The sequence below is a fragment of the Aeromonas sp. DNRA1 genome (assembly GCF_963888745.1).
GTDB lineage: Bacteria > Pseudomonadota > Gammaproteobacteria > Enterobacterales > Aeromonadaceae > Aeromonas > Aeromonas hydrophila.
This window is the reverse complement of record NZ_CAWPKQ010000013.1, coordinates 1-22,482: the sequence shown is the minus strand read 5'-3', so window position 1 is coordinate 22,482 and position 22,482 is coordinate 1. Positions and strand designations below refer to the sequence as shown.

Below are 22,482 nucleotides of genomic sequence, written 5' to 3'. Positions count from 1 at the left end.
GTGGAACCACCTGATCCCATGCCGAACTCAGAAGTGAAACGCGGTAGCGCCGATGGTAGTGTGGCATTCGCCATGCGAGAGTAGGACACTGCCAGGCACGCAACACGAGAAACCCCGCTCATCTGAGCGGGGTTTTTTATTGTCTGAAATTCAGCGTGTTGCAGCCTTGGCTCTGGTTCCAGTTATTACCGTTAGACCGTTTCCCCTTCTTTGTGATTGCTCCAGCGGGGCTGCCGAACACTCGATATCTCGATGTTTATCTTCTCATTTTCAAATCTCACCATTCCCTCCAGCCACTGGATCTGAGCGCTTGAGCTGTCCAGCTATTCCATTCGTCGATGATCACTATTGCTGCAGCGGGGGATGACAAGGCAAGCTGGATCCATAGACTGTCTCTTTCACGCATAAGGAGCTGTGTATGTTGGGGATCCACGATCTGGCGTTGTTTGTCGTATCCGGTCTGTTGTTGAACATGATGCCGGGACCGGACTCCCTGCTCATCATGCTGCGCAGCGGTTCACAAGGCTGGCGAGCCGGTTCGGTGGCTGCACTGGGAATAGGGGTGGGCACCATGGTACATGTGCTGGCGGCAGCGCTGGGACTGTCTGCCCTGTTGAGTGCCTCCGCCGAGCTGTTTGCCGTCATCAAGCTGATGGGGGCGCTCTATCTGGTCTATCTCGGCGTGTCCATGCTCTGGCAGAGGAGTGGCACTTCAACGTCTGTGGATGGGGCTGTGGCGCTGCCTGCGCTCTCTTATGGGCGCATCTTTCGGCAGGGGTTGCTCACCAATGTCCTCAATCCCAAGGTAGCCCTGTTCTTCCTCGCCTTTGTTCCCCAGTTCATCGCTCCCGATGCACCGCAGAAGGCGATGGCATTCATCGTGCTGGGCTGCATCTTCAATCTCAACGGCATGATCTGGTGCCATCTGCTGGCGTTTTCCACCGCGTTTGCAAGCCGCAAGGTACGATTGCCCGCCCGGGTGGCCACCTGGCTGAATCGCGTGATGGGGGGGCTGTTCGTGGGGCTTGGCATCAAGCTGGCGGTGGAGTGAGAGGGTAAATGCCTGGCATAGAAAAAGGCGTATCCCATCGCTGGGATACGCCTTCGTCTGCACTGCAGCAGGCTGACTGAAATCAGTTCATGCCGTAGCGCTTGAGTTTCTTGCGCAGAGTACCGCGGTTGATGCCCATCATCACGGCGGCGCGAGTCTGGTTACCACGGGTGTACTGCATGATCACGTCCAGCATGGGAGCTTCGACTTCGGAGAGAACCATATCGTACAGATCAATCACTTCCTGACCGTTCAACTGGGCCAGGTAGTTACGCAGGGCCTGTTGCACAGAGTCACGCAGGGGGCGCTGGGTCGGCTCGGCAGCGTGATTGTGAGTAGTTGTTACCAATGCATCAGAAGTCAGGGTTTGTTCGAACATATTCGGTCGGCTCTTTAGTTATGCGTTAACCTAATCCATCGAAATACGCTTCGAGTGCCTCGAGTTGTGCATCTGCACAATCCAGGGCATTGAAGTGCTTACGGAATTCTCGGCCCGTCTCTTCTTCATCCAGATACCAGCCCACGTGTTTACGGGCAATGCGCGCTCCCAGATATGCACCATAAAACCGGTGCAGGTTGGTTACATGCTCGTTCATCAGGGTGCGAACCTCTTCCCTTTCGGGAGGCGGCAGCTTGGTGCCCGTCTCAAGAAAATGACGGATTTCCCGGAAAATCCAGGGTCGTCCTTGCGCAGCACGGCCGATCATCACGGCATCAACGCCGGTATAGTCGAGGACATACCGGGCCTTCTCCGGGCTGTCTATGTCGCCATTGGCGACAACAGGAATCGATACGGCCTGCTTAATCGCCCTGATAGTGTCGTACTCCGCTTCGCCCCGATAGAGGTCGGTACGGGTACGACCATGCACGGCAAGGGCCGCGATACCGCAATCTTCGGCGATTCGGGCGATCTCCTCGCCATTGCGGTTATCCGGATCCCATCCTGTGCGGATCTTCAAGGTGACAGGTACCTCCACTGCGTCCACCACGGCCCGGCAGATGGTTCTGACCAGCTCGGGTTGGCGCAGCAGGGCGGAACCTGCCAGCTTCTTATTCACTTTTTTTGCCGGACATCCCATGTTGATGTCGACGATCTGAGCGCCCTGCTCCACGTTGTAGCGGGCAGCAAACGCCATCATCTCGGGGTCGGCTCCGGCAATCTGGACCGATCGCAAGCCACCTTCTGCAGAGTGATCCATTCTCATCCTGGTTTTCTGGGTATCCCAGACATCCGGGTTGGCCAGCAGCATCTCGGAAACGGCCATGCCGGCGCCCAATCGTAAACAAAGTTCACGAAATGGTCGGTCTGTTACACCGGCCATGGGAGCCACAATCAGGGGAGTTTCAAGCGTGTGGGGACCTATCTGCATTCCACGGTTACCATCGGCTTAGGGCGGCGTATATTACGCATTTTTTAGTCAGGAGAAAAGGTTAGTATTTGAGCGTCAGCCATTTTTTTCTGAAAAAAACGTCGCGCCAAGGCTTGCAAATTCAGGAGTGCTTGAAAATCAGACATATTGTCGAGCCGGACTGGCGGGGCCAAAAGGGTGAGGGGAGAGGCGATTTGCCTGTCCCCATCCCGGACCGGTTTGCGTTATGATAGCGAGCTTGTATCGAGCAAAGGCTCCAAACAATTTCATTACAAACAGATTGGGGATGTATGACGGCAAGGTTCATCAAATCTCTCTACCCGTGTCTGCTTGGTGCCGTGCTGGGTTCGGCCCAGGCCCAGACGGTCAGTTTCAGCGAGGCCTGGAGTCGGGTCATCCGCCAGGATGACGGGCTGGCGGCCGAGCAGGCAGGGGTGGAGCGGGCGCAGCAACTGCGCGAGGCGGCCAAGGCCATGTATCTGCCCAAGGTGGATGTGGGGGCCAGCTATACCCACCTCGATCAGCCGATGGAGCTCGACATGATGGATCTCAACCCCATCGCCAACCATCCGGAATTCGGCAAGGTGCTGGCGCCCATCATGCAGGCGCTCAAGCTGACGCCCAACGACTTCGTCACCCCCCTCACCAAACAGAACGTGGTGACCAGCTCGGTCAAGATGCTGTGGCCGCTGTTTACCGGTGGCCGCATCGATGCGGCACAGGATATTCGCCAGGCCCAGGTGAGCGAGGCGCAGCAGTTGCTGGTGCTCAAGCAGCAGTCCACCTTCGAAAGCCTCTCCCAGACCTACTTCGGCGTGGTGCTGGCGGCCCAGGTGGTGCAGACCAAGCAGGAGATCGAGCAGGGGCTGTCCCGCCATCTGGAGCATGCCAAGAAGCTGGAGGCCCAGGGCCAGATTGCCCGGATCGAACGTCTCTCCGCCCAGTCGGCCTATGACCGAGCGCGCATCGATACCCAGAAGGCAAGGCGTAGCCTGGAGATCGCCCAGCTGGCCCTTGGCCACATGCTCAAGCTCAAGCAGGCCGAGCCCAACACCCAGCTCTTCATCAACCAGCAGATGCCCGAGCTCGACGCCCTGGTGCAGGAGACGCTGGCGGTGCATCCCGGTCTCAAACTGCTGACGGCCAAGAAGGTGCAGGCGCAGGGGATGATCAAGCTGGAGAAGGGCAAGTACGCCCCCGAGCTGTTCCTGTTCGGCAACTACAACCTCTATGAGGATGATTCGCTGGCCTCCAAGACCACGCCGGACTGGCTGGTCGGGGTGGGCGTCAGCATGCCGCTGGTGAGCCGTGACGGCCGCTCCGAGACGGTACAGGCGGCCAAGAGCGCCGAGCTGCAGGTCAATCTGCTGCAGGCCAAGACCCGTCAGGATCTGGAGCTGCTGGTCGAGAAGACCTGGCGCGAGGCGGCGCAGGGGCTGGAGGAGTTCCAGTCGCTCTCTTCCACCCAGGCGCTGGCCGAGGAGAACGTGCTGCTGCGGGACAAGGCGTTCGGGCAGGGACTCTCTACCTCCCTCGACGTGGTGGATGCCCGCAACCAGTTGGCCGGGGTCAAGACCCAGCGCGCTGCTGCCGCTTATCAATACGTGATCTCGCTGGCCCGCCTCTTGGCGCTCTCCGGTCAGATGAACAGTTTCAATCAATATCAGCATGGGCAAGTGATCGAGGTGAATTCATGATCGCGCGCCACTCTGCTCCTTTTTTCATGTCTATTTCGACCGCCAAGGGTCGCCCGTTTGCCGAGGTGAATGCATGAGTCATCCCCCCATCAAGAAGAAGATGAGCCAGGCCAAGCCGCTGTTGCTGCCACTGGCGCTGGTGCTGCTGGTCATCTGGCTGGGCTGGCGTTTCTGGCTGGCCTATCAGCCGGAGCCGGTGCGCCTGCAGGGGCAGATCGAGGCGCAGCAGTACTCCGTCTCCTCCAAGGTGGCGGGCCGGATCGACGAGGTACTGGTCAAGAAGGGTGATCAGCTGGCCAAAGATCAGCTGGTATTTACCTTGGCCAGCCCGGAAATCGAAGCCAAGCTGAGCCAGGCCAAGGCCGGTCAGGCGGCAGCTGGCGCCATGGCTGAAGAGGCAGAGAAAGGGGCGCGCGCGCAGCAGATTGCCGCCGCCAAGGATCAGTGGCAAAAGGCCAAAGCGGCCGCGCTGCTGCGTGGCAAGACCTACGAGCGCATCGCCAGCCTGCATCGGGATGGCGTGATGCCGCTGCAAAAGCGCGATGAGGCCTGGACTGCCTGGCAGGCGGCCAAGTACAGCGAAGGGATGGCCTGGCAGCAATACCAGATGACCCTGGAAGGGGCGCGGGAAGAGACCAAGATTGCGGCGCGCGAGCAGGCCAAGATGGCAGCCGGTGGTGTGGCCGAAGTGGAGGCCTACCTGGCCGATACCCGCATCGCCAGCCCGCACACAGGGGAAGTCTCCCAGGTGCTGCTGCGCAGCGGCGAGCTGGCCCCACAGGGCTTCCCGGTGGTGACTCTGCTCGACATGAGCGATGCCTGGGCCCAATTCCATGTGCGCGAAGATCTGTTGCCCCGCTTTGCGCTGGGTACCGAGTTCGATGCCCGTATTCCCGGCCTGGGCGAGCAGACGGTGCGCTTCAAGGTGACCCATGTGGCCGTGATGGGGGATTTCGCCACCTGGCGTGCCACCGATACCCGCCAGGGCTTTGACATGAAGAGCTTCCAGGTAGAGGCGCGCCCGCTGCAACCGGTTGAGGGGCTGCGGGTCGGCATGAGCGTGCTGGTCGAACTCTGATGGGACGTGAATGGCGGTTGCTGTGGCAGGATCCGTTCGGCCGGGCGCTGGCAAGCTGGCTACCCCTGTTGCTGATAGGGATCCTCTGCTGGGTCTTCTCTGCCGGGCTGGCGCGGGATCTCAAGATAGGTCTGGTGGATCTGGATCAGAGCCTGCTGTCACGTGAGCTGGCCTTCTCGCTGGATGCCTCCGCCGGACTCAAGGTCGCCCAGCAGTTTGATTCCATTGACGCAGGGGCCAGGGCGCTGCGAGGGGGCAACATCTACGCCCTGGTCGTGCTGCCGAGCCACCTGGAGCGGGATGCCCGGCAAGGCACCCAGCCGCAGGTCACCGTGTTCAACAACGGCCAGTTCATCCTGATCGCCAAGCTGGTCAACTCGGCGTTGGCCCAAGTGGTCGGGACGCTCAACGGTCAGGTGGGCGTGCTCTCGGCCATGGCGGGCGGCAAGGCGCTACCCGGTGCGCTGGGGCAGGCGGTGCCCATCGCCAGCCAGGTGACGGCGCTCTACAACATCAACTCCAGCTATGCCCAGTTTCTGCTGAGTGCCCTGTTGCCGGCGGTGTGGCAGATCCTGGTGGTACTCTACGGCATCAATGCGCTGGCCCGTACCGATCGGCTGGGGCTGGACTGGACCACCAAAGGGGTCTGGTTCGGTCTCTGGCGCACCCTGCTGCCCCACGTGTTGATTGGCTGGGGTTGGGGGCTGGGCTGGAGCCTGCTGCTGTTCAAGGGGTTTGGTTACCCGATGCAGGGCAGCTGGCTGGTGTTGACGGCAGGACTGGGGCTGGCGGCGGCCGCCTGCGTCAGCATGGGGGCCTTCTTCTACGGCATCATCCGGGATCCGGCTCGCGCCCTGTCGCTGGCCGGTGCTTACACGGCGCCGGGCTTTGCCTTCATGGGGGTCACCTTTCCGGTCAGCGCCATGGGGGATTTCGCCCAGTTCTGGCGCAGCCTGCTGCCCATCTCCCACTATGTCGAGCTGCAGATAGGCCAGAGCAACTACGGCCAACCGCTGGCGGCGGCGCTGCCCCAGTTTGGCGTCCTGTTACTGTTTCTGCTGCCCCTGCTGTTGGTGGTACGCCGCTATCAGGCCCAGGCGAGCGCGGCCCCCGTTAATGAGGAGCCCAGGTCATGATGGGATGTTGGGATTTGCCACGCCTTGAGTGGCGGCCGATTGATTGGTGCCTCTCGCTGGCGCTACAAATCGCTGCCTCCTGGCGGTGGAAGGAGCCAATGACATGCTAGGTTTCTGGGATCTGCTGCGCCTCGAGCTGCGCACCCTGCTGGCGGACAGGGCCATCATGCTCACCCTGTTCGGCGGCGTCTTCTTCTACTCCTTCCTCTACCCGCAGCCCTATCTGCACCAGCTGCCGCGGGAAGAGGCGGTGGTGGTGGTCAACGAGGATGACAGTCAGCTGTCGCGTCAGCTGGAGTTCATGGCCGATGCCACGCCGCAGGTAAAACTGGTGGCGCGGGCGGGCAGCCTGGATGAGGCTCGTGCGTTGCTGCTGGCGGGGCAGGGCAGCGGCATTTTGCACATCCCCCGCCACTTCTATCGGGATCTGATGCAGGGCAAGAGCGTCACCCTGGGCTATGCCGGCGATGCCTCCTACTTCCTGGTTTATGGCACCATTGCCGAGGGACTGGCCCAGGCGGGCGGTACCCTGGCCGCCCAGGTGAAGGTCGCCAGATTGCTGAGCCACGGTGAGGCCCTGCCGCAGGCCGCCATGGGCTGGAATGCGGTGGCGCTCAACGTGCTGCCGGTGTTCAACCCCACCATGGGCTATGTGAACTACGTGGTGCCGGCGGTATTCGTGCTGATCCTGCACCAGGTGCTGCTGATGGGCACCGGCATCCTGGGGGCGACCCAGAACCAGCGTAGCCAGCGCGGCGAGGCGGGCTACTGGCAGAATGCCCCCATCCTGCCACTGCTGCTGGCCCGCACTCTGGTGGTGGGGGGGCTGTTCGTGTTGCCGGTGAGCTACTTCTTCGGTTTCTGTTTTGATCACTACAACATAGTGCGCACCGCCGAGCCGGCCGCACTCTGGCTGTTCACCCTGCCGTTCCTGCTGGCCACCACCTGGCTGGGAGTGGTGCTGGGGGCACTGTTTACCCGCCGGGATCTGCCGACCCAGGTGGTGCTTGTCTCCTCGCTGCCACTGGTCTTTCTGGCCGGTTTCATCTGGCCGCTGGAGCTGATCCCGACTCCGCTCAACTGGCTGGCCCAGTGGGTGCCGAGCACCCCGGCCATCGAAGGTTTTCTGCGGCTCAACCAGATGGGGGCCGAGTTTGCTCAGGTCTCCCACTACTGGTGGCAGTTGTGGGGGCTGGCATTGCTCTACGGTGCGCTGGCCTGCCTGCTGCTGCGTTGGCGGCAGCAGTCTTTGCCGGTTGCCAGCCAGCCTGCCTTGCAGAGTGAAACCACCACCGGTTGAGCGGGATGGTACCAGCGCGCGCGAGAAGGCGTGCTCGGTAAAGCGAAAAACGGTCAGCCCAAGGGCTGACCGTTTTTGTATGCGCTGGACTCAGTGAAGCTGGCACTGCTTTAGCCGCGCTGGAGGTCGGGATCGCCGATGGCGTAGATCTGGCTGTGTGCCGCCTTGTCACTCAGCAGACGCAGTCCGCAGGCGGCGACGTCGGCACGACGCACCAGGCCGTGCACCTCCTCGCCCTGGCTCAGCACGGCCTGACCGGTGGCCTCGCCATCCTGCAAACCTGCCGGACGCAGTATGGTCCACTCGAGCGCGCTGGTCTGCAGCCAGCTCTCCGCCAGACTCTTCAATCTGACCTCGTGACCGAAGGCAGCCCGCGCCCGCTGCGGCAGATATTGCCAGCTGTCGCCGCAACCGAGTGAGGTCACCAGCAGCAGGCGATTGAGCCCGGCCAGCTCCATCTGATCGATCACCTGACGATTGCCCAGATAGTCGACAGGCTCTGCCTGGCGAAAACTGCCGAGGGTGGAGATGGCCTGTGCCCCGTCGCCGGCCAGTTGGCAGGCCGCCGCTACCGCCTGCGGGTCGAGGGCATCGCCGTTGACGACCTCGACTCCCAGAGCGTGCAGCTCGGTGGCCACCTCGGGACTGCGGATCAGGGCGATGACCCGGTGACCCTGCTGCAGGGCTTGCTTGGTGAAGGCGCGGCCCAGCCCGCGGCTGGCCCCGAAGATGAGTGTGGTTGGCATGCTGCTGCTCCCTTTGACGAAAGGGCTAGCCTAGAGGGTTGTGGGGATGCTGTAAATGAGAGTTGTTTTTATTTGTCTGAAAAAGAGGGAAGCGGCGAGCCAGGGGCGTAGCCTGGCTCGCACGGGGATCAGCCGTTGTAGTGGCCGATATGGGGGCGACGGCTGGGGCCGCTCAGGTGGATATCCACCGGATTGAACGCCTTGATCGCTTCGAAAGCGAAATCACCTATCGCCTGATGCAGGCTCTGGGGATTGTGGTTGGTGATGAGGATGACGCTTTTCGACAGGTTGCGACGGCGGCGCAGCAGGTGGCCGAGGAAGCTGGACTGGCTCTCCGCCATCTTGGCGCGGTTGGCCGAGACCTCGTCGATGATCAGCAGATCCACCTCTTCCAGGGCACGCCGGTACTGATTGCGCTCTTCCTGATCCTGGATGACGTTGAAGAACAACCTGTCCACGATAGAGGCCCACTGCTGGAAGATCACCGACTTCTGGTGGCGTGCGATCAACTCGTGCGCCACGGCGCCCGCCAGGGTCGACTTGCCGGTGCCGTAGTCACCGTAGATCAGCATGCAGCCGCCGCCGCTCTTCTCCCAGTGCTCGAAACCGCTGATGAAGTAGCGGGCGGTCTCGATGGGATATTGCAGCGCCGGATCGCCGGCATCCATCCGTTCAAACACCCAGTCGGGGTTGAGGTCGGCCTGGGCGATCAGCTTCTGGATCCGCTCCTGGCGCGCCGCCTTCTGCAGCTCGCGTACCTCGGCATTGGCCTTGGCATCGTACTCCTTGCGCAGGGTCTCGTAGTCGTACTGGCTGCCGCCGGTCTCTTGCTGAAGACGACGAATGCGCTCCAGCAGGCCTCCTACGTGGCGGCTCAATTCCGGGTCGTGAACGCGATGATCCTGCTTGGCCTTGGCGATCTTCTGGCGCTTGGCTTCGATCTCTTCCAGCTCCTGGCGCAGGGGATCGTGCGGGTCAGTCATGGAATGCTCCTTCTGCTCGGTCTGGGGACTGGTCTTTGATTTTGCCTGCTGGCGGTGCCTGCTATCAATCATTATCCGGCTCCTGCGGCTGGCCGGCCAACCGCTTGGCTTCTTCGATCATCTGCTGGGCCCGTTTGCTTGGGCCCGCCTCGACCGGTGCCTGGGTCACCTGCTGGTAGCCCTGCACCTCCATCGGCTTGCGGCGGGTATAGCGGCGGGTCTTGAGGGCGCGGATGAACTTGAGCATCCACTGGTGCTGGGAGTCGAACACCTCGGGCCGCCCCAGCCAGTAGGCGATGAACTCGCCGAGATCCTCTTCGCTGTAGCTGGCATCGATCACCCCGCACAGGCGGGCGAGGGCTGGCAGCTCTGCATCCGGGCGCCATTGCAGGTGCATCTGGAACGGGCGCTCCGGCAGCGGGCTGCGCACCCGCTGGGTCAGCAGTGGCAGCTGGAACGGGCACTGATGGTAGTGCTCACTCTCGCTTTGTGCCTCGACTTGCAGCAAACCCGCCTCCATCAGCTCATCGAACAGCTCGGTCAGCTGGCGGGCATTGACCTGAAAGGAAAAGCCGCTGGGATCGCCCGGGTCGACCACCGCCAGCGCCCGGCCGAGTTCGGGGTAGTTGAGCCTGGCCAGCTGATTTTCCAGCACCAGTCGGCGCAGCTGCAGGGTATAGAGGCTGCGGGCCGGGTGGGACAATCTGGGATGGGCGAGGGCGCTGTATTCGGCAGGGGTCATGGCATGTTTCATTGACGGACGTGGCGGTATTATCCCCCATGGCGCAGCCTCATACAATTGATGGCATGCCCGGCACCGCCGGCGGGTGGTCGGCTCGCCCGCAATCGGAGTTGCTTGTTTTCGTATGACGCTGTTTTTTGTCGGCCAAGTTGCAATGAGGAGAAAAAGCTGAGTTTCGAAGAGCATCATTAGCTGCTTTATTTCAAGCAGTTGGCCGCCAGAATAGCTAGTGGGCATGGATTTTTCGGCGATTATTCAATCATCTGATTGGTCAATGCAGTCGGTTATGGTCTAGGCTTGAGGCTAAATAACTGGTTGACTAATAAGAGCTTTATCAAGATGTCAAAAGCCGGACTACGGATCCTGGTGGTGGAGGACGAAGCCGTTTTTCGCCACTCGCTGGTCAATTATCTCGCTCACGATGGTGCCTGCGTGTTCCAGGCCGAAGACGGCATTGAAGGTCTCTCTGCCGCCGCTCTCTATCACCCCGATGTGGTGTTATGTGATTTGAACATGCCCAACATGGATGGGCATGAGGTGATCGCCTGTCTCACGGCCCGCTACCCTCATATTCCTGTCATCGTCATTTCGGCCCAGAGCAAGATGGAGGCGGTCGAGCGAGCGCTGCGCGCCGGTGCCCGCGATTTCCTGCTCAAGCCCATCTCGGATTTCGGTCAGGTGCGTCGCAGCATAGAGCAGTGCCTGAGCGCCAACCACGGTTATGGACAACAGCTGGAGTTGATGGAGCACATCGACTTCTTTCGCGAACACGACCAGGCGGCGACCCGGCTGCTGGCCTGGTTGAAGCCGCCGGGCTTGCAGGAGTGGGGGCCCTGGCAGGTCACCTTTGAAGGGATGGGCAATCTGTTCATTCCCGATACCTTCAAGGTGGATGACAAGCTGCTGGTGCTAGTGATGGAGCTGCCGATCCTCGGGGTGGATGCCGCCTTCTGCGGCGCCCTGGTGCGCTCCCTGATGAACGCCCCGTATCGCCAGTTTCAGCGTGGCGAGAGTCTGCTGCTGACCCAGCCCCACCGGTTGCTCGATTACCTCAATCTGCAGCTGGTCGAATCCGGTCTGCGCCACTCCTTTGCCATGGCCGCCCTGCTGTTTGATCAGGAGGACGGGCTGGTCTTTGCCAATGCCGGGCTGACTTCGCCTCACTGGCTGGTGCGCTCCGGCGGCCTGCCGCTCGGCCTGCTGCGTACCAGCCACTACGCCTTGCACAGGCGCAGCTGGCATGAACCCTTTGATCTGCAGTTTCGCAGTGACAGCGGCAGTGCCCTGCATGTGCAGGTTCGACATCATTGAGGTCGTGTCAGACGGCCACATACAAAGAGGGCGCCCATGGGCGCCCTCTTTGTTGCTGACAATCCGGACCGCTTAGACGGCGGCAGATTGCAGCTTCTTGTCGTGTTCCTGCGGCTCTTTGGCCGGACCTTCTGCACCGTGCATCCAGTAGACCAGGCGATTGGCCATGGTCAGCAGGATCAGCGCGCTGATCACGGCGGCCAGTGCGATGCCACCGAAGATGGCCATGGCACCGGATTCGCCGACGAAGGAGCCGATGAAACCGGCGGCATAGTTGGCCAGGGCCACAAAGCCGAACCAGGCACCCATCATGAGGGAGGCCAGGCGCAGCGGAGCCAGCTTGGTCACCATGGAGAGGCCGATCGGGGAGAGGCAGAGCTCGCCCAGGGTGTGGAACAGGTAGGCGCCGACCAGCCAGAACATGGAAGTCTTGACGGCCTGATCACCACCTTGCTCCAGCACGGCACCGATCATGAACAGGAAGCCCACGGCCAGGAACAGCAGGCCCATGGCGAACTTCACCGGGGAGTTCGGCTCTTTCTTGCCGAGCTTGATCCAGATGGCTGCAACGATAGGGGCCAGCGTGATGATGAAGAAGGGGTTCAGGGACTGGAACCAGGCGGTTGGCACTTCGAAGCTGCCGATCATGCGATCGGTATACTCCTGCGCGTACAGGTTCATCAGACCACCGGCCTGCTCGAAGCCGGCCCAGAAGATGATGGTGAACAGACCCAGCACCAGGATGACCTTGATGCGATCCACTTCCTGCTTGGTCAGAGGTGCCTTCTGCTCCTTGGAGCGCTGCTCGGCGGCGCGCTGGGCGGCCGGCACGCGGCCGATGTCACCCAGGAAACGCTGAGCCATAGTGGCCTGTACCACCAGGGAGAGCAGCATGCCGATACCGGCGCTGACGAAGGCGGCTTGCCAGCCATAGGCGGTTGCGGCAGCACCACAGATCACGCCGGCCAGCAGGGAGCCCAGGTTGATACCCATGTAGAAGATGGTGAAGGCACCGTCACGACGGTGGTCACCTTCCTGATAAAGGTCACCCACCATGGTGGAGATGTTCGGTTTGAACAGACCGTTACCCACGATCAGCAAGCCGAGACCCGAATAGAAGACGCTGTTGACCATGTCCGGGAACATGGCGTGCGGCAGCGCTAGGGTAAATTGGCCGGCGGCCATCAGCACGGCACCAAACAGAATGGCGCGGCGTTGGCCGAGGAAGGTATCTGCCAGCCAGCCGCCGATGATCGGGGTGATGTAGACCAGACCGGTATAGATGCCGTACAGCTTGAGGGCATCGGCCTGAGTCCAGCCCATCCCGCCGTTGGCAGTCATGTCAGTCAGATAGAGCACGAGCACGGCACGCATGCCGTAATAGGAGAATCTCTCCCACAGTTCGGTACTAAAGAGCAAAAAAAGCCCTTTAGGGTGACCTAAAAAGGTCCCTTTGGACGGATTATTCATTGGAACTTCCACCTGTGTCTTATATTTTTTTAGAAATTTTATGCAAGGGCTAGGAACAAGCCATAATCCTTATAGAACAAGCGTGATTAAATTACAATATTATGATTTAGCGATATTTTATCTATCAATGGTTGAATATATGTTTATAAAATGAAAAAGGGCATCGAATGATGCCCAGTGTTTTATTCCATTAATAGGTTAAATATTCAGCTATTACAGCTGCTTGGCAAACTGTTTCAACCAAGTGATAAATTCGCCGTTCAGTTCCGGATGGCGCACTGCATATTCCACGTTGGCTTTCATGTAACCGAACTTGCTGCCGCAGTCGTGGCTGCGCCCTTTCATGAAGTAGGCATTCACCTGCTCCTGTTCCATCAGCATGGCGATGGCATCGGTCAGCTGGATCTCGTCACCGGCACCGGCGGGGGTCTTCTCCAGCAACGGCCAGATGTTGGAAGAGAGCACGTAACGGCCGACCACGGCCAGATTGGAGGGGGCCTCATCACGGGGGGGTTTCTCTACGATGGCCTGCATCGGCAGAGACATGCCCTCGCTCAGCGCCTCTCCCTTGATGTCGGCGATGCCGTATTTGTCCACTTCACTCTCGGGGACGGCTTCCACCATGATCTGGCTGATGTGATCCTCTTCGAACATGTGCACCATCTCGGCCAGGTTGTCCTGCTTGAGGTCGCTGGCCACCTCGTCGATCAGCACGTCCGGCAGCAGCACCGCAAACGGGTTGTCGCCGATCAGCGGACGGGCGCAGAGCACCGCGTGTCCCAGACCTTTGGCTTCCCCCTGGCGGACGTGCATGATGGTGACGTCTTTCGGGCAGATGTGTTGCACCTCTTCCAGCAGTTGCCGCTTGACCCGCTTCTCGAGGGTCGCTTCCAGCTCGAAGCTCTTGTCGAAGTGGTTTTCGATGGAGTTCTTGCTCGAGTGGGTGACCAGGATGATCTCCTTGATGCCGGCGGCGATGGCTTCGCGCACCACATACTGGATCAGCGGTTTGTCGACGACGGGCAGCATCTCCTTGGGGATGGCCTTGGTGGCTGGCAGCATGCGGGTGCCCAGACCGGCGACGGGAAGAACGGCTTTGCGTACAACGAGTGGTGTCTTTTTCATGGAGAGAGTCCAGAGATACAAAGTGGGCCCATGATACCCGAAGAAAAATAGGGCAGCCACAGGCTGCCCTTATGATGGAAGGGGTATGGATCGGTTACTTGACGATAATCATGTCCCGATTTGCTTCCAGCGTGGCGGGTCCGATACCGCTCACATCGGCCAGCTGATCCACGGTAGTGAACTTGCCCTGCTTCTCGCGGTAATCGACGATGGCCTGTGCCTTCTTCTCGCCAATGCCCTTGAGCGCAGTCAACTCATTGATACTGGCGGTGTTGAGGTTCACCTTGCCGCTCTCCTTGGCGGCGGTGACCGTGGTTGCCGGCTTGGCAGCAGGCTTGTCGGCGGCCAGCAGAGGCTGGCTGAACAGGGGCAGGCAGCTCAGCAGCAGGGTGGCGGTCAGGGTCTTGTAGTTCATGGCGGCACGTCCTTGTGTGGTTTGGTATGCCTATTGAGAATTAGCCGAGTCGCGCCACTTTTTGTCTGTCAGAAGTAACAGGGTTATAACTCAGCTGAATCGGCTATAACCCAGGCCATTCCAAAATAGGTACACTGTGCTAACCATTTGACCAGGATGTCTTTTCTTATGTTTTTTCCCGCGATTTCCGAGCTGGAGCCCATCGCCCGTGCCGCCGGTGACGCCATCATGGCCATCTACAGTCAGCCCTTTGCAGTGGAGTACAAGCAGGACGAAAGCCCCTTGACCGCCGCCGACAAGGGGGCGCACGAGGTGATCGTGCAGGCGCTGGCCCGGCTGACGCCCGAGATCCCCGTATTGTCCGAGGAGTCCGACCCTGAGCTGATGAGCGCACGGCTCGGCTGGTCCCGTTACTGGCTGGTGGACCCGCTGGACGGCACCAAGGAGTTCGTCTCCCGCAACGGCGAGTTCACCGTCAATATCGCCCTGATTGAAGAGGGAGCACCGCGTTGGGGACTGGTCTATGCCCCGGTATTGGACCAGCTCTGGTATGGCGGCAAGGGGCTGGGGGCCTGGCGGGTGGCTGATGGCAAGCGTGAGGCCATCCAGAGCCGACCTCATCAGGAAGGCACGCCCTGGCGGGTGGTAGGCAGTCGCAATCACCTCTCCCAGGCAACCCTGGATTACCTGGCGGATTTCGGTGACATGGCGCGGGGCGAGATTGAGCTGGTCTCCATGGGCAGTTCGCTCAAGTTCTGCGTCATCGCCGAAGGGGGGGCTGAACTTTACCCGCGCCTCGCACCCACCTGCGAGTGGGATACTGGTGCGGCGCAGGCGGTGCTGGAGGGGGCGGGCGGCAGCGTCACCCAGCTCGATGGCTCGCCGCTGTGCTACAACAAGCCGGACATCCTCAACCCCTGGTTCGTGGCCAAGGCATAAAACGGGATATCGGGATGCAAAAAGGCCGGACTGGCATGAACTGCCAGTCCGGCCTTTTTCATTTCGCTATTCGCGTTGGGTCAGAAGACCTTCTTGAACGGCTTGATGGTCACCTTGGCATAGACACCGGCCGCCACATAGGGATCGGCATCGGCCCAGGCCTTGGCATCCGCCTGTGAGGCGAACTCGGCGATGACGGTGCTGCCAGTGAAGCCGGCATCGGCCGGATCCTCGGCATCAATGGCCGGGTTGGGGCCGGCGGTGAGCAGTCGCCCTTCATCCTGCAGCGCCTGTAGCCTGGCCAGATGGGCCGGGCGAGCCTGCTTGCGCAGCGGCAGGCTGCCCTGGACATCTTCGGAATAGATGAGATACCACATGAGACGATCCTTTTCTTGATGGCAGTTATTTTTTCATTTCATTTTTCTGCTCGGGGGGCAGGTGGCGATAGAGATAGACACCGCTTAGCAGAGTGAATACCAGGGTCATGCCGAGCAGACCGAATACCTTGAAGTTGACCCACATCTCCTGCGGCAGGGTGAAGGCCACATAGAGGTTGAGCAGGCCGCAGACGGTAAAGAAGCCGACCCAGCCGAGATTGACCCGATCCCAGACGGGATCCGGGGCTTGCAGCTCCTTGCCCAGCATCTGCTTGATCAGGTTTTTGCCAAAGCCGTAGCGGCTGATGAGCAGGCCCAGCGCAAACAGGACGTTGATGACGGTGACTTTCCACTTGATGAAGGTGTCGTCGTGGAAGAAGACGGTGAGGCCGCCGAAGAAGCCGACCAGCAGGAAGGTGAACAGCTGCATCTTCTCGACCTTGCGATAGCGGATCCAGCTGTAGGCGAGCTGCAGACCGGTTACCACCACCAGGGCGCCGGTCGCCATGTAGATGTCGTAGAACTTGTAGACTGCAAAGAAAACGATAAGAGGAATAAATTCAATAAATTGCTTCATGTCTGGCTCGTCGCCCTCAAAAGTGGACCGCAAAATTTGATTCAGTGTACCTGCCCGATGGGCAACGGCAAATGAATAAGACCGCTCATTCGCCAGCCAGTTCCTCAGCCAAATAGCTGCCTTGCGATCTCTGCGCCCAGCCGCTGCTGATCCGCCAGCAGATCGCGGATATGGTGCTCTTCGATGAGCGGATTGAGCAGCACGGCCCGCAGCAGGGTGAGCGGCTGGGTGCCGTAGCGACCCACGGCGCGCTGGGTGCGGGAGACAAAACTGTGCCCCTCGGCGCGCTGAGCCTTCTGCAGGGCGACGTTGAAGGCATTGACTTGTTCGTTGGCGGTCTCGTCCAGTACCTTGCCTTGCAGATGAGGGGGGATGCAGCGATAGGAGAGCAGGTTCATCACCGGGGCTGACATCAGTTCGAAGGCAGGATCCTGGTCGATAAGGCCGGCCATCAGGCGGGCCCGGTCGTAGTTGGCCTCGATGAGCTCGGCATAACCCTGCTGGCCGAACAGCTGGAAGGCGGCATCCAGATAGAGCGCATTGGCCGGGCGGGTGCCCTCCAGGGTGAAGCGCCCCTGATCAAAGGAGCTGGCGCGGATGGCGTAGGGGGCCTCCCGCTTGACCGCCATCATCAGGTCCGGCTGGCGGCAGAGCAGCATGCCAGTGCCGAGCGGCACCAGCAATTGCTTGTGGCCATCCAGGGTAACGGTATCGGCTCGCTCGATCCCCGCCAGCAGCGCCTGATAGCGGGGCGAGAACAGGGTCGGGCCGCCCCAGGCGGCATCCACATGGAAGTGGATCTGCTCGCGCTCGGCAATGTCCGCCAGCTCAGGCAACGGGTCGATGGAGCCGAAATCGGTGCTGCCGGCCACGCCGACCAGTGCCAACACCTTGAGCTTCTGCTCCTTGCACTGGGCAAGGGCCTGCTCCAGCGCAGCCATGTCGAGCCGGTTCTGGTCGTCGGTGGGAAGGCGCCAGACGCTGCGCGCCCCCAGCCCCAGCAGATCCATCCCCTTGTCGAAGGAGTAGTGCATCAGCCGCGAGCCCAGGATGACGGCGCCGCGATAGCCCTGCTCATAGAGCGCGAACAGGTTGTCGCCGCAGGCGCGGTTGCGGGCCAGCCAAAGGGCGGTGACGTTGGCGATGGTGCCGCCGCTGGTCATGACGCCGAGGGCGGCATCCTTGGCATGCATCTGGGCGTCATAGAAGAGATCGTCGGCGCGATAGATGAGGCGGTGCAGCTTGGCCAGCACCTCCCGCTCCAGAAAGCTGAGCAGACGGGAGGACTCCATCTTCATCGGGTTCTGGTTGAGCATCACCACCAGGCGGGACAACTCGGCAGTGAAGGCCGGTAACGGGGCCGTCATATGGCCCATGTAGCGTGGCGAGGTAAGGTGAGATGCGCCAGGCACTAGGGTGGCCAGGCGGGCCAGATAGTCATCGATGGTGATGCCGGTGGCCGGCATGCGGGATTGATCGAGCTGGTGGGTGAACTGGTCGCGCTGGTAGGGAGCCTGACTGTCATCCGAGTGGTGGAAGGTCTCCAGCAGATCCGTCATGGCCTGGCCGAAGGCCGGATCCGGTAGTGCAAACAGTTCAGTCAACTTCATCAGGTTCTCCAGACCGGGTTGCCAGGGAGTCACTGGGTGGTGAGCAAGCGCGGTGGCAACAGCTACGTGGGCATCGGCCGCAGAGCATACACCAAAGGCCAGCGGGTGACAGCCATGCGTACCTCCTCAACACATGGCAAACGGCATGAAAATCACTTTAAGCTAACACTTGTACTCTGAAATGACGGCAGCTAGAGTGAGCGCAGTTTGGGCAGGAGTATGCAATGAGCAGTGTGACGGATTATTCGCCCCGCGAGGAGCTGGCCAACCGCCTCAGCCACGGCCTGGGGCTGGTGCTGGGGATCCTGGGGTTGGTGTTGTTGTTGAACAAGGGCTGGGCGCAGGGCCCTCAGGCGCTGGTCAGTTACAGCCTCTATGGTGGCAGCCTGGTGCTGCTCTATCTGGCCTCGACCCTCTACCACAGCATGGCGGAAGGGCCGGCCAGACGTTGGTGCAAGGTATTCGACCACTGCGCCATCTATCTGCTGATCGCCGGTACTTATACCCCTTTCCTGCTGGTGGCGCTCGACACGCCATTGGCACAGGGGTTGATGGTGGTGATCTGGGGGTTGGCGTTGGCGGGGGTGGTGTTCAAGCTACTCTTCATCAACCGCTTCAAGAAGCTGTCGCTGTTTACCTATCTGATGCTGGGCTGGCTGTCGTTGCTGGTGGTCTATCAGCTTTATATCCATCTGGAGGGGGAAGGCTTGCTGCTGCTCGGGCTGGGTGGTCTCATCTACAGCCTGGGGGTGATCTTCTATGTGGCCAAACGTATCCCCTACAACCACGCTATCTGGCATCTGTTCGTGCTGGGGGGCAGCATTTGTCACTTTATGGCCATTTATGGTTACGTCGCATAACTAGCCCTTAATTGGTATTTTTTGCTGTTCAAAAGGATAAATTCGTGCGGTATCACACAGTTGGCCGCGGCGTTTGCTGACAAGCTAGGGACAGTTCAATTCGCAAAGGATGCACGAAATGAGTGATATCGCGCTTTCCATCAGCATGCTGTCGCTGGTGGCAGTGCTGGGGCTCTGGCTGGGGAACTGGCGGGTCTATGGCGTTGGTCTCGGGATCGGAGGGGTGCTGTTCGGCGGCATCATAGTGGGCCACTTCGCCGGCCTCTCGGGGCTGGCGCTGGATGAGCAAACCCTGCACTTCATTCAGGAGTTCGGCCTGATCCTGTTTGTCTACACCATCGGCATTCAGGTCGGCCCCGGCTTCTTCTCCTCCCTGCGCAGCTCCGGCCTCAAGCTCAACGGCTTCGCCGCCCTGCTGGTTCTGCTTGGTTGCGCCGTGGCGGCCGCCCTGCATCAGCTGTTCGACGTGCCGCTGCCGGTGATCCTGGGGGTCTTCTCCGGCGCCGTGACCAACACCCCGTCTCTCGGTGCCGGCCAGCAGATCCTGGCTGAGCTGGGCGCCGCGCCCGGTTCCACCGGCCTGATGGGGATGGGCTATGCGGTCGCCTATCCGTTCGGCATCTGTGGCATCTTGTTGACCATGTGGCTGATCCGTATGTTCTTTCGCATCAAGATCGACGAAGAAGCCGCCCAGTTTGAACAACAGGCCGGCAAGACCAAGGAGAGTCTGCAGACCATCAACATCGCAGTGCGCAACCCCAACATCCACGGTCTGATGCTGAGCGAGATCCCGAGTCTCGATGAGGCAGACGTCATCTGCTCGCGCCTCAAGCGCGGCGATGAGCTGATGGTGCCGCGGCCGGATTCGCGTATCGAACTGGGCGACCTGCTGCACCTGGTGGGTGAGCGGCACGCCCTGCGCAAGGTGCTGCTGGTGCTGGGTGAGGAGGTTGAGACCTCGCTCTCCACTCGCGGCACCGATCTGCGGGTGGAGCGGGTAGTGGTGACCAACGAGCAGGTGCTCGGCAAGAAGATCCGCGATCTCGACATCAAGCAGAAATATGACGTGGTGATCTCGCGCCTAAACCGGGCCGGTATCGAGCTGGTGCCGACCAGCCAGACCAGCTTGCAGTTCGGTGACATCCTCAACCTGGTGGGGCGGCTCGATGCCATCGAGGCGGTCACCAATGTGGTGGGCAACGTGCAGCAGAAACTGCAGCAGGTGCAGATGCTGCCGGTGTTCATCGGCATCGGCCTTGGCGTGCTGCTCGGCTCCATCCCCTTCTACCTGCCCGGGTTCCCGGCGGCGCTCAAGTTGGGTTTGGCGGGCGGCCCGCTGGTGGTGGCGCTGATCCTGTCGCGCATCGGCAGCATCGGCAAGCTCTACTGGTTCATGCCCCCCAGTGCCAACCTGGCGCTGCGGGAGATCGGCATAGTGCTGTTTCTGGCGGTGGTGGGCTTCAAGTCCGGTGCCGGCTTCATCGATACCCTGATCAACGGCGATGGTCCGGCCTGGATGATGTATGGGGTGGCGATCACCCTGATCCCGCTGCTGGTGGTCGGTGTGCTGGCCCGTCTGTATGGCAAGATGAACTACCTCACCCTGTGCGGCTTGCTGGCCGGTTCCATGACGGATCCTCCCGCCCTGGCATTTGCCAACGGCATGCACCCCACCAGTGGTGCCAGTGCCCTGTCTTACGCGACCGTCTATCCGTTGGTGATGTTCCTTCGCATCATCTCACCCCAGTTGCTGGCCATCCTGCTGTGGGCTGGCGCCTGATGTGAAGCCCCTGACGGGGGCACTTGCAGTGCCCCCGTCATCAAAATGCAACACATTGATCATCTTGGTTTTATTTTCCATTCCCGCCGTTATTGATCCTTCTGTTTAACCGACCGTTACAGCGTCAAATCAGTCTATCCATTCGAATTTTCTAACTGGTTTCCGGCGCCATTCACGGGCACATTAGACGGTGGAATATTGCATGCCAATAGAGATTCAGGAGAGAACATGAGCAGCCACAATATCGCATTGGATCAGGACGTCGTCGTTACCCAGTTGAAAGGCAAGGTTTACCTGGTGGCCGCTGATGGCAGCCAGAAGCAGCTCGCCGAAGGCGATATCCTGCCCAAGGATGCGGTGCTGATCACTCCTGAAGGCGCCAGCTTCAAAGGTGGCAACCAGACTTTCACCCTGAGCCCGACCAACGAGCAGCAGGTTGAGGATGAAACGTCTCAAGAGCCGCAGCTTGCCCAGAATGTGCCGTCTGGCAATCCCAATGACATCGCGGCGTTGCAGCAGGCCATCCTGGGTGGCGCCGACCCGACCAAGGCATTTGAAGCATCTGCCGCAGGTGGCGCGCCTGCCGCCGGTGGTGGTGGCATTGGTGGTGTGGCTGGCGCCAGTGGCAACGGTGGTTTCGTTACCATCGATCGTACCGGTGATGCCACCATCGCGGCGGCCGGTTTTGATACTGCCAACCAGAACGATGCTGGCGTGACTGCTGATGCACTGCCGGGTGAAGAGAACCGCCTGATTGATCTCGTCCCGCCGGTGATCACCGTCTCCGCACCTGACAATACCAACGACACGACGCCGACCATCACCGGAACCACGGATGCCGCCGCAGGCAGTACCGTGACCCTGCTGGTGACCGATGCCAATGGCAACCAGCAAACCCTGATCACCACCGTCAATCCGGATGGCACCTTCAGCGTGGACGTGACCACTCCGCTGGTTGATGGCTCCTACACAGTGACAGCCAGCGTCACCGATCCGGCCGGCAACACCGGCACCGCGACCGATGACGGCAGCGTGGACAGTACCGCGCCCTCGGCGCCGCAAGTGGAAATCCAGGACGGCGCGGACAATGTCATCTCCGCCAACGAGCGCGAAAATGGGGTGGATGTCATCATCCGGCTGCCGGGCGATGCCAAGGCTGGCGATCGTCTCGATGTAGACTGGAACGATGATGGTGTGCCCGACTCCAGCAGAATACTGACGACTGACGATATCGGCCGTACCCAGGTCACCCTGACCATCCCCACTACGGATCTGCCAGTCAACGGCCCCATCACGGTAGATGCCACCCTGACCGACCCGGTGGGCAACACTTCGTCCAAGGGGACCGACAACAGCGTGGTGAATGCCGCGCCCCTGCCGGGGGACGACCAGTTCACCGTGGCGGAGGACGGCACCGTCACCATCAATGTGCTTGGCAACGACACAGATGTGGATGGTGATCGCCTCACCATTACCGCCATCAACGGCCAGACCATTGCCGAAGGCGGCACGGTAGCGATCAGCAATGGTTCCGTCACCCTGAGCAATGGCCAGCTGATCTTCACGCCGGCTCCGGATTTCAATGGCAACATCGCGTTTGAATACACCATCACCGATGGCCTGAACAGCGCAACCGGCGGCGTAACCGGGACTGTTACGCCGGTCAACGACGCGGCCGTTATTACCGGCACCGACACCGGTGGTGTGACCGAAGATGAAAGCACGCCGCTGCTGACCGAGACCGGTACCCTGACCGTCACCGACGTGGACGGTGCCGACGAGGCCAAGTTTGTGGCCGGCAACGGTGCCCCGAGTACGGACGCACTGGGCAGCCTGACCATCACCGAAGGCGGTGCCTGGACCTACAACGTCGACAACAGCAAGGTGCAGTACCTGGGCGAGGGCGAGACCAAGG

Annotated in this window: 21 protein-coding genes and 1 rRNA gene; 11 read left to right on the top strand and 11 right to left on the bottom strand. The window is 60.7% G+C overall.

Translation table 11 applies throughout. The annotated features are described in order from the left end of the window. Together rrf and AACQ43_RS22100 are read left to right on the top strand one after the other, a co-directional pair. Window positions 1–97 (top strand): 5S ribosomal RNA (rrf, locus tag AACQ43_RS22105); the annotation flags it as partial. Window positions 98–418: 321 nt separating this feature from the next. Further along, on the top strand, window positions 419–1,051 hold the full coding sequence (locus AACQ43_RS22100) for a LysE family translocator (protein WP_168968706.1): 633 nt from the start codon (window positions 419–421) through the stop codon (window positions 1,049–1,051). Between the two features lie 82 nt (window positions 1,052–1,133). Here AACQ43_RS22100 and fis read toward each other — a convergent pair whose 3' ends face one another. Together fis and dusB are read right to left on the bottom strand one after the other, a co-directional pair. Continuing rightward, window positions 1,134–1,430 carry a DNA-binding transcriptional regulator Fis gene (gene fis, locus AACQ43_RS22095; RefSeq protein ID WP_005309538.1) on the bottom strand — a complete coding sequence of 99 codons (297 nt, stop codon included), beginning with the start codon at window positions 1,428–1,430 and terminating at the stop codon, window positions 1,134–1,136. A 25-nt stretch (window positions 1,431–1,455) separates the two neighbouring features. Further along, window positions 1,456–2,421, bottom strand: coding sequence for a tRNA dihydrouridine synthase DusB (gene dusB, locus AACQ43_RS22090; protein WP_168968705.1), 966 nt, complete (start codon window positions 2,419–2,421; stop codon window positions 1,456–1,458). A gap of 290 nt (window positions 2,422–2,711) precedes the next feature. Between dusB and AACQ43_RS22085 the strand changes: the two genes are divergently transcribed. The 4 genes from AACQ43_RS22085 to AACQ43_RS22070 all read left to right on the top strand — a co-directional run bounded on the left by AACQ43_RS22085 (window position 2,712) and on the right by AACQ43_RS22070 (window position 7,632). Beyond that, window positions 2,712–4,118, top strand: coding sequence for a TolC family protein (locus AACQ43_RS22085; RefSeq protein ID WP_168968704.1), 1,407 nt, complete (start codon window positions 2,712–2,714; stop codon window positions 4,116–4,118). Window positions 4,119–4,191: 73 nt separating this feature from the next. Then, window positions 4,192–5,196 (top strand): HlyD family secretion protein, encoded by a 1,005-nt coding sequence (locus AACQ43_RS22080; RefSeq protein WP_017410991.1) that lies wholly within the window; start codon window positions 4,192–4,194, stop codon window positions 5,194–5,196. After that, a complete protein-coding gene (locus AACQ43_RS22075; protein WP_168968703.1) occupies window positions 5,196–6,332 on the top strand; it encodes an ABC transporter permease in 1,137 nt (378 codons plus the stop codon). The genes AACQ43_RS22080 and AACQ43_RS22075 overlap by 1 nt, the downstream gene beginning before the upstream one ends. A gap of 103 nt (window positions 6,333–6,435) precedes the next feature. After that, window positions 6,436–7,632 (top strand): ABC transporter permease, encoded by a 1,197-nt coding sequence (locus AACQ43_RS22070; protein ID WP_168968702.1) that lies wholly within the window; start codon window positions 6,436–6,438, stop codon window positions 7,630–7,632. A 110-nt stretch (window positions 7,633–7,742) separates the two neighbouring features. Here AACQ43_RS22070 and AACQ43_RS22065 read toward each other — a convergent pair whose 3' ends face one another. The 3 genes from AACQ43_RS22065 to AACQ43_RS22055 all read right to left on the bottom strand — a co-directional run bounded on the left by AACQ43_RS22065 (window position 7,743) and on the right by AACQ43_RS22055 (window position 10,103). Next, entirely contained in the window at window positions 7,743–8,378 is a 636-nt protein-coding gene (locus tag AACQ43_RS22065; RefSeq protein ID WP_168968701.1) for an SDR family oxidoreductase, read from the bottom strand. 128 nt (window positions 8,379–8,506) lie between these two features. Beyond that, a complete protein-coding gene (locus AACQ43_RS22060) occupies window positions 8,507–9,361 on the bottom strand; it encodes a DnaA ATPase domain-containing protein (protein ID WP_011707253.1) in 855 nt (284 codons plus the stop codon). 64 nt (window positions 9,362–9,425) lie between these two features. Next, window positions 9,426–10,103, bottom strand: a complete 678-nt coding sequence (locus tag AACQ43_RS22055) for a DnaT-like ssDNA-binding domain-containing protein (protein WP_168968700.1) — start codon at window positions 10,101–10,103, stop codon at window positions 9,426–9,428. Window positions 10,104–10,442: 339 nt separating this feature from the next. Here AACQ43_RS22055 and AACQ43_RS22050 point away from each other — a divergent pair, with 339 nt between their 5' ends. Further along, complete coding sequence (locus AACQ43_RS22050) at window positions 10,443–11,414, top strand: response regulator (protein ID WP_017410997.1); 972 nt, start codon at window positions 10,443–10,445, stop codon at window positions 11,412–11,414. A 72-nt stretch (window positions 11,415–11,486) separates the two neighbouring features. Here AACQ43_RS22050 and AACQ43_RS22045 read toward each other — a convergent pair whose 3' ends face one another. From AACQ43_RS22045 to AACQ43_RS22035, 3 genes are all read right to left on the bottom strand, one after another. After that, window positions 11,487–12,884 carry a peptide MFS transporter gene (locus AACQ43_RS22045; RefSeq protein ID WP_168968699.1) on the bottom strand — a complete coding sequence of 466 codons (1,398 nt, stop codon included), beginning with the start codon at window positions 12,882–12,884 and terminating at the stop codon, window positions 11,487–11,489. A gap of 213 nt (window positions 12,885–13,097) precedes the next feature. Then, complete coding sequence (gene galU / locus AACQ43_RS22040; protein ID WP_017410998.1) at window positions 13,098–14,009, bottom strand: UTP--glucose-1-phosphate uridylyltransferase GalU; 912 nt, start codon at window positions 14,007–14,009, stop codon at window positions 13,098–13,100. A gap of 94 nt (window positions 14,010–14,103) precedes the next feature. Further along, the gene (locus AACQ43_RS22035; RefSeq protein ID WP_076362890.1) at window positions 14,104–14,424 is read right to left on the bottom strand and encodes a ComEA family DNA-binding protein; all 321 of its coding nucleotides are present in this window, start codon (window positions 14,422–14,424) and stop codon (window positions 14,104–14,106) included. A 168-nt stretch (window positions 14,425–14,592) separates the two neighbouring features. Here AACQ43_RS22035 and cysQ point away from each other — a divergent pair, with 168 nt between their 5' ends. Further along, window positions 14,593–15,363 (top strand): 3'(2'),5'-bisphosphate nucleotidase CysQ, encoded by a 771-nt coding sequence (cysQ, locus tag AACQ43_RS22030; RefSeq protein WP_168968698.1) that lies wholly within the window; start codon window positions 14,593–14,595, stop codon window positions 15,361–15,363. Window positions 15,364–15,443: 80 nt separating this feature from the next. Here the strand turns inward: cysQ and AACQ43_RS22025 are convergent, their stop codons facing one another. The 3 genes from AACQ43_RS22025 to AACQ43_RS22015 all read right to left on the bottom strand — a co-directional run bounded on the left by AACQ43_RS22025 (window position 15,444) and on the right by AACQ43_RS22015 (window position 17,927). Next, entirely contained in the window at window positions 15,444–15,740 is a 297-nt protein-coding gene (locus AACQ43_RS22025) for a YciI family protein (RefSeq protein ID WP_005309589.1), read from the bottom strand. 25 nt (window positions 15,741–15,765) lie between these two features. After that, complete coding sequence (locus AACQ43_RS22020) at window positions 15,766–16,317, bottom strand: septation protein A (RefSeq protein WP_168968697.1); 552 nt, start codon at window positions 16,315–16,317, stop codon at window positions 15,766–15,768. Between the two features lie 104 nt (window positions 16,318–16,421). Then, complete coding sequence (locus AACQ43_RS22015; protein ID WP_168968696.1) at window positions 16,422–17,927, bottom strand: aminotransferase class V-fold PLP-dependent enzyme; 1,506 nt, start codon at window positions 17,925–17,927, stop codon at window positions 16,422–16,424. 224 nt (window positions 17,928–18,151) lie between these two features. On the opposite strand from AACQ43_RS22015, the gene trhA reads away from it, so the two are divergent. From trhA to AACQ43_RS22000, 3 genes are all read left to right on the top strand, one after another. Further along, window positions 18,152–18,787: a PAQR family membrane homeostasis protein TrhA gene (gene trhA / locus AACQ43_RS22010; RefSeq protein WP_076362887.1), complete on the top strand. Its 636-nt coding sequence runs from the start codon at window positions 18,152–18,154 to the stop codon at window positions 18,785–18,787. Between the two features lie 118 nt (window positions 18,788–18,905). After that, window positions 18,906–20,567, top strand: a complete 1,662-nt coding sequence (locus AACQ43_RS22005; protein WP_011707241.1) for a putative transporter — start codon at window positions 18,906–18,908, stop codon at window positions 20,565–20,567. Window positions 20,568–20,795: 228 nt separating this feature from the next. After that, on the top strand, window positions 20,796–22,482 hold a 1,687-nt coding region (locus AACQ43_RS22000), incomplete at its 3' end, for a retention module-containing protein (RefSeq protein WP_168968695.1).

Bases quoted from the DNA above. Each gene is read 5' to 3' on its own strand.
- AACQ43_RS22100 (WP_168968706.1), top strand. From the start codon at position 419: ATGTTGGGGATCCACGATCTGGCGTTGTTTGTCGTATCCGGTCTGTTG.
- fis (WP_005309538.1), bottom strand. From the start codon at position 1,430: ATGTTCGAACAAACCCTGACTTCTGATGCATTGGTAACAACTACTCAC.
- dusB (WP_168968705.1), bottom strand. From the start codon at position 2,421: ATGCAGATAGGTCCCCACACGCTTGAAACTCCCCTGATTGTGGCTCCC.
- AACQ43_RS22085 (WP_168968704.1), top strand. From the start codon at position 2,712: ATGACGGCAAGGTTCATCAAATCTCTCTACCCGTGTCTGCTTGGTGCC.
- AACQ43_RS22080 (WP_017410991.1), top strand. From the start codon at position 4,192: ATGAGTCATCCCCCCATCAAGAAGAAGATGAGCCAGGCCAAGCCGCTG.
- AACQ43_RS22075 (WP_168968703.1), top strand. From the start codon at position 5,196: ATGGGACGTGAATGGCGGTTGCTGTGGCAGGATCCGTTCGGCCGGGCG.
- AACQ43_RS22070 (WP_168968702.1), top strand. From the start codon at position 6,436: ATGCTAGGTTTCTGGGATCTGCTGCGCCTCGAGCTGCGCACCCTGCTG.
- AACQ43_RS22065 (WP_168968701.1), bottom strand. From the start codon at position 8,378: ATGCCAACCACACTCATCTTCGGGGCCAGCCGCGGGCTGGGCCGCGCC.
- AACQ43_RS22060 (WP_011707253.1), bottom strand. From the start codon at position 9,361: ATGACTGACCCGCACGATCCCCTGCGCCAGGAGCTGGAAGAGATCGAA.
- AACQ43_RS22055 (WP_168968700.1), bottom strand. From the start codon at position 10,103: ATGACCCCTGCCGAATACAGCGCCCTCGCCCATCCCAGATTGTCCCAC.
- AACQ43_RS22050 (WP_017410997.1), top strand. From the start codon at position 10,443: ATGTCAAAAGCCGGACTACGGATCCTGGTGGTGGAGGACGAAGCCGTT.
- AACQ43_RS22045 (WP_168968699.1), bottom strand. From the start codon at position 12,884: ATGAATAATCCGTCCAAAGGGACCTTTTTAGGTCACCCTAAAGGGCTT.
- galU (WP_017410998.1), bottom strand. From the start codon at position 14,009: ATGAAAAAGACACCACTCGTTGTACGCAAAGCCGTTCTTCCCGTCGCC.
- AACQ43_RS22035 (WP_076362890.1), bottom strand. From the start codon at position 14,424: ATGAACTACAAGACCCTGACCGCCACCCTGCTGCTGAGCTGCCTGCCC.
- cysQ (WP_168968698.1), top strand. From the start codon at position 14,593: ATGTTTTTTCCCGCGATTTCCGAGCTGGAGCCCATCGCCCGTGCCGCC.
- AACQ43_RS22025 (WP_005309589.1), bottom strand. From the start codon at position 15,740: ATGTGGTATCTCATCTATTCCGAAGATGTCCAGGGCAGCCTGCCGCTG.
- AACQ43_RS22020 (WP_168968697.1), bottom strand. From the start codon at position 16,317: ATGAAGCAATTTATTGAATTTATTCCTCTTATCGTTTTCTTTGCAGTC.
- AACQ43_RS22015 (WP_168968696.1), bottom strand. From the start codon at position 17,927: ATGAAGTTGACTGAACTGTTTGCACTACCGGATCCGGCCTTCGGCCAG.
- trhA (WP_076362887.1), top strand. From the start codon at position 18,152: ATGAGCAGTGTGACGGATTATTCGCCCCGCGAGGAGCTGGCCAACCGC.
- AACQ43_RS22005 (WP_011707241.1), top strand. From the start codon at position 18,906: ATGAGTGATATCGCGCTTTCCATCAGCATGCTGTCGCTGGTGGCAGTG.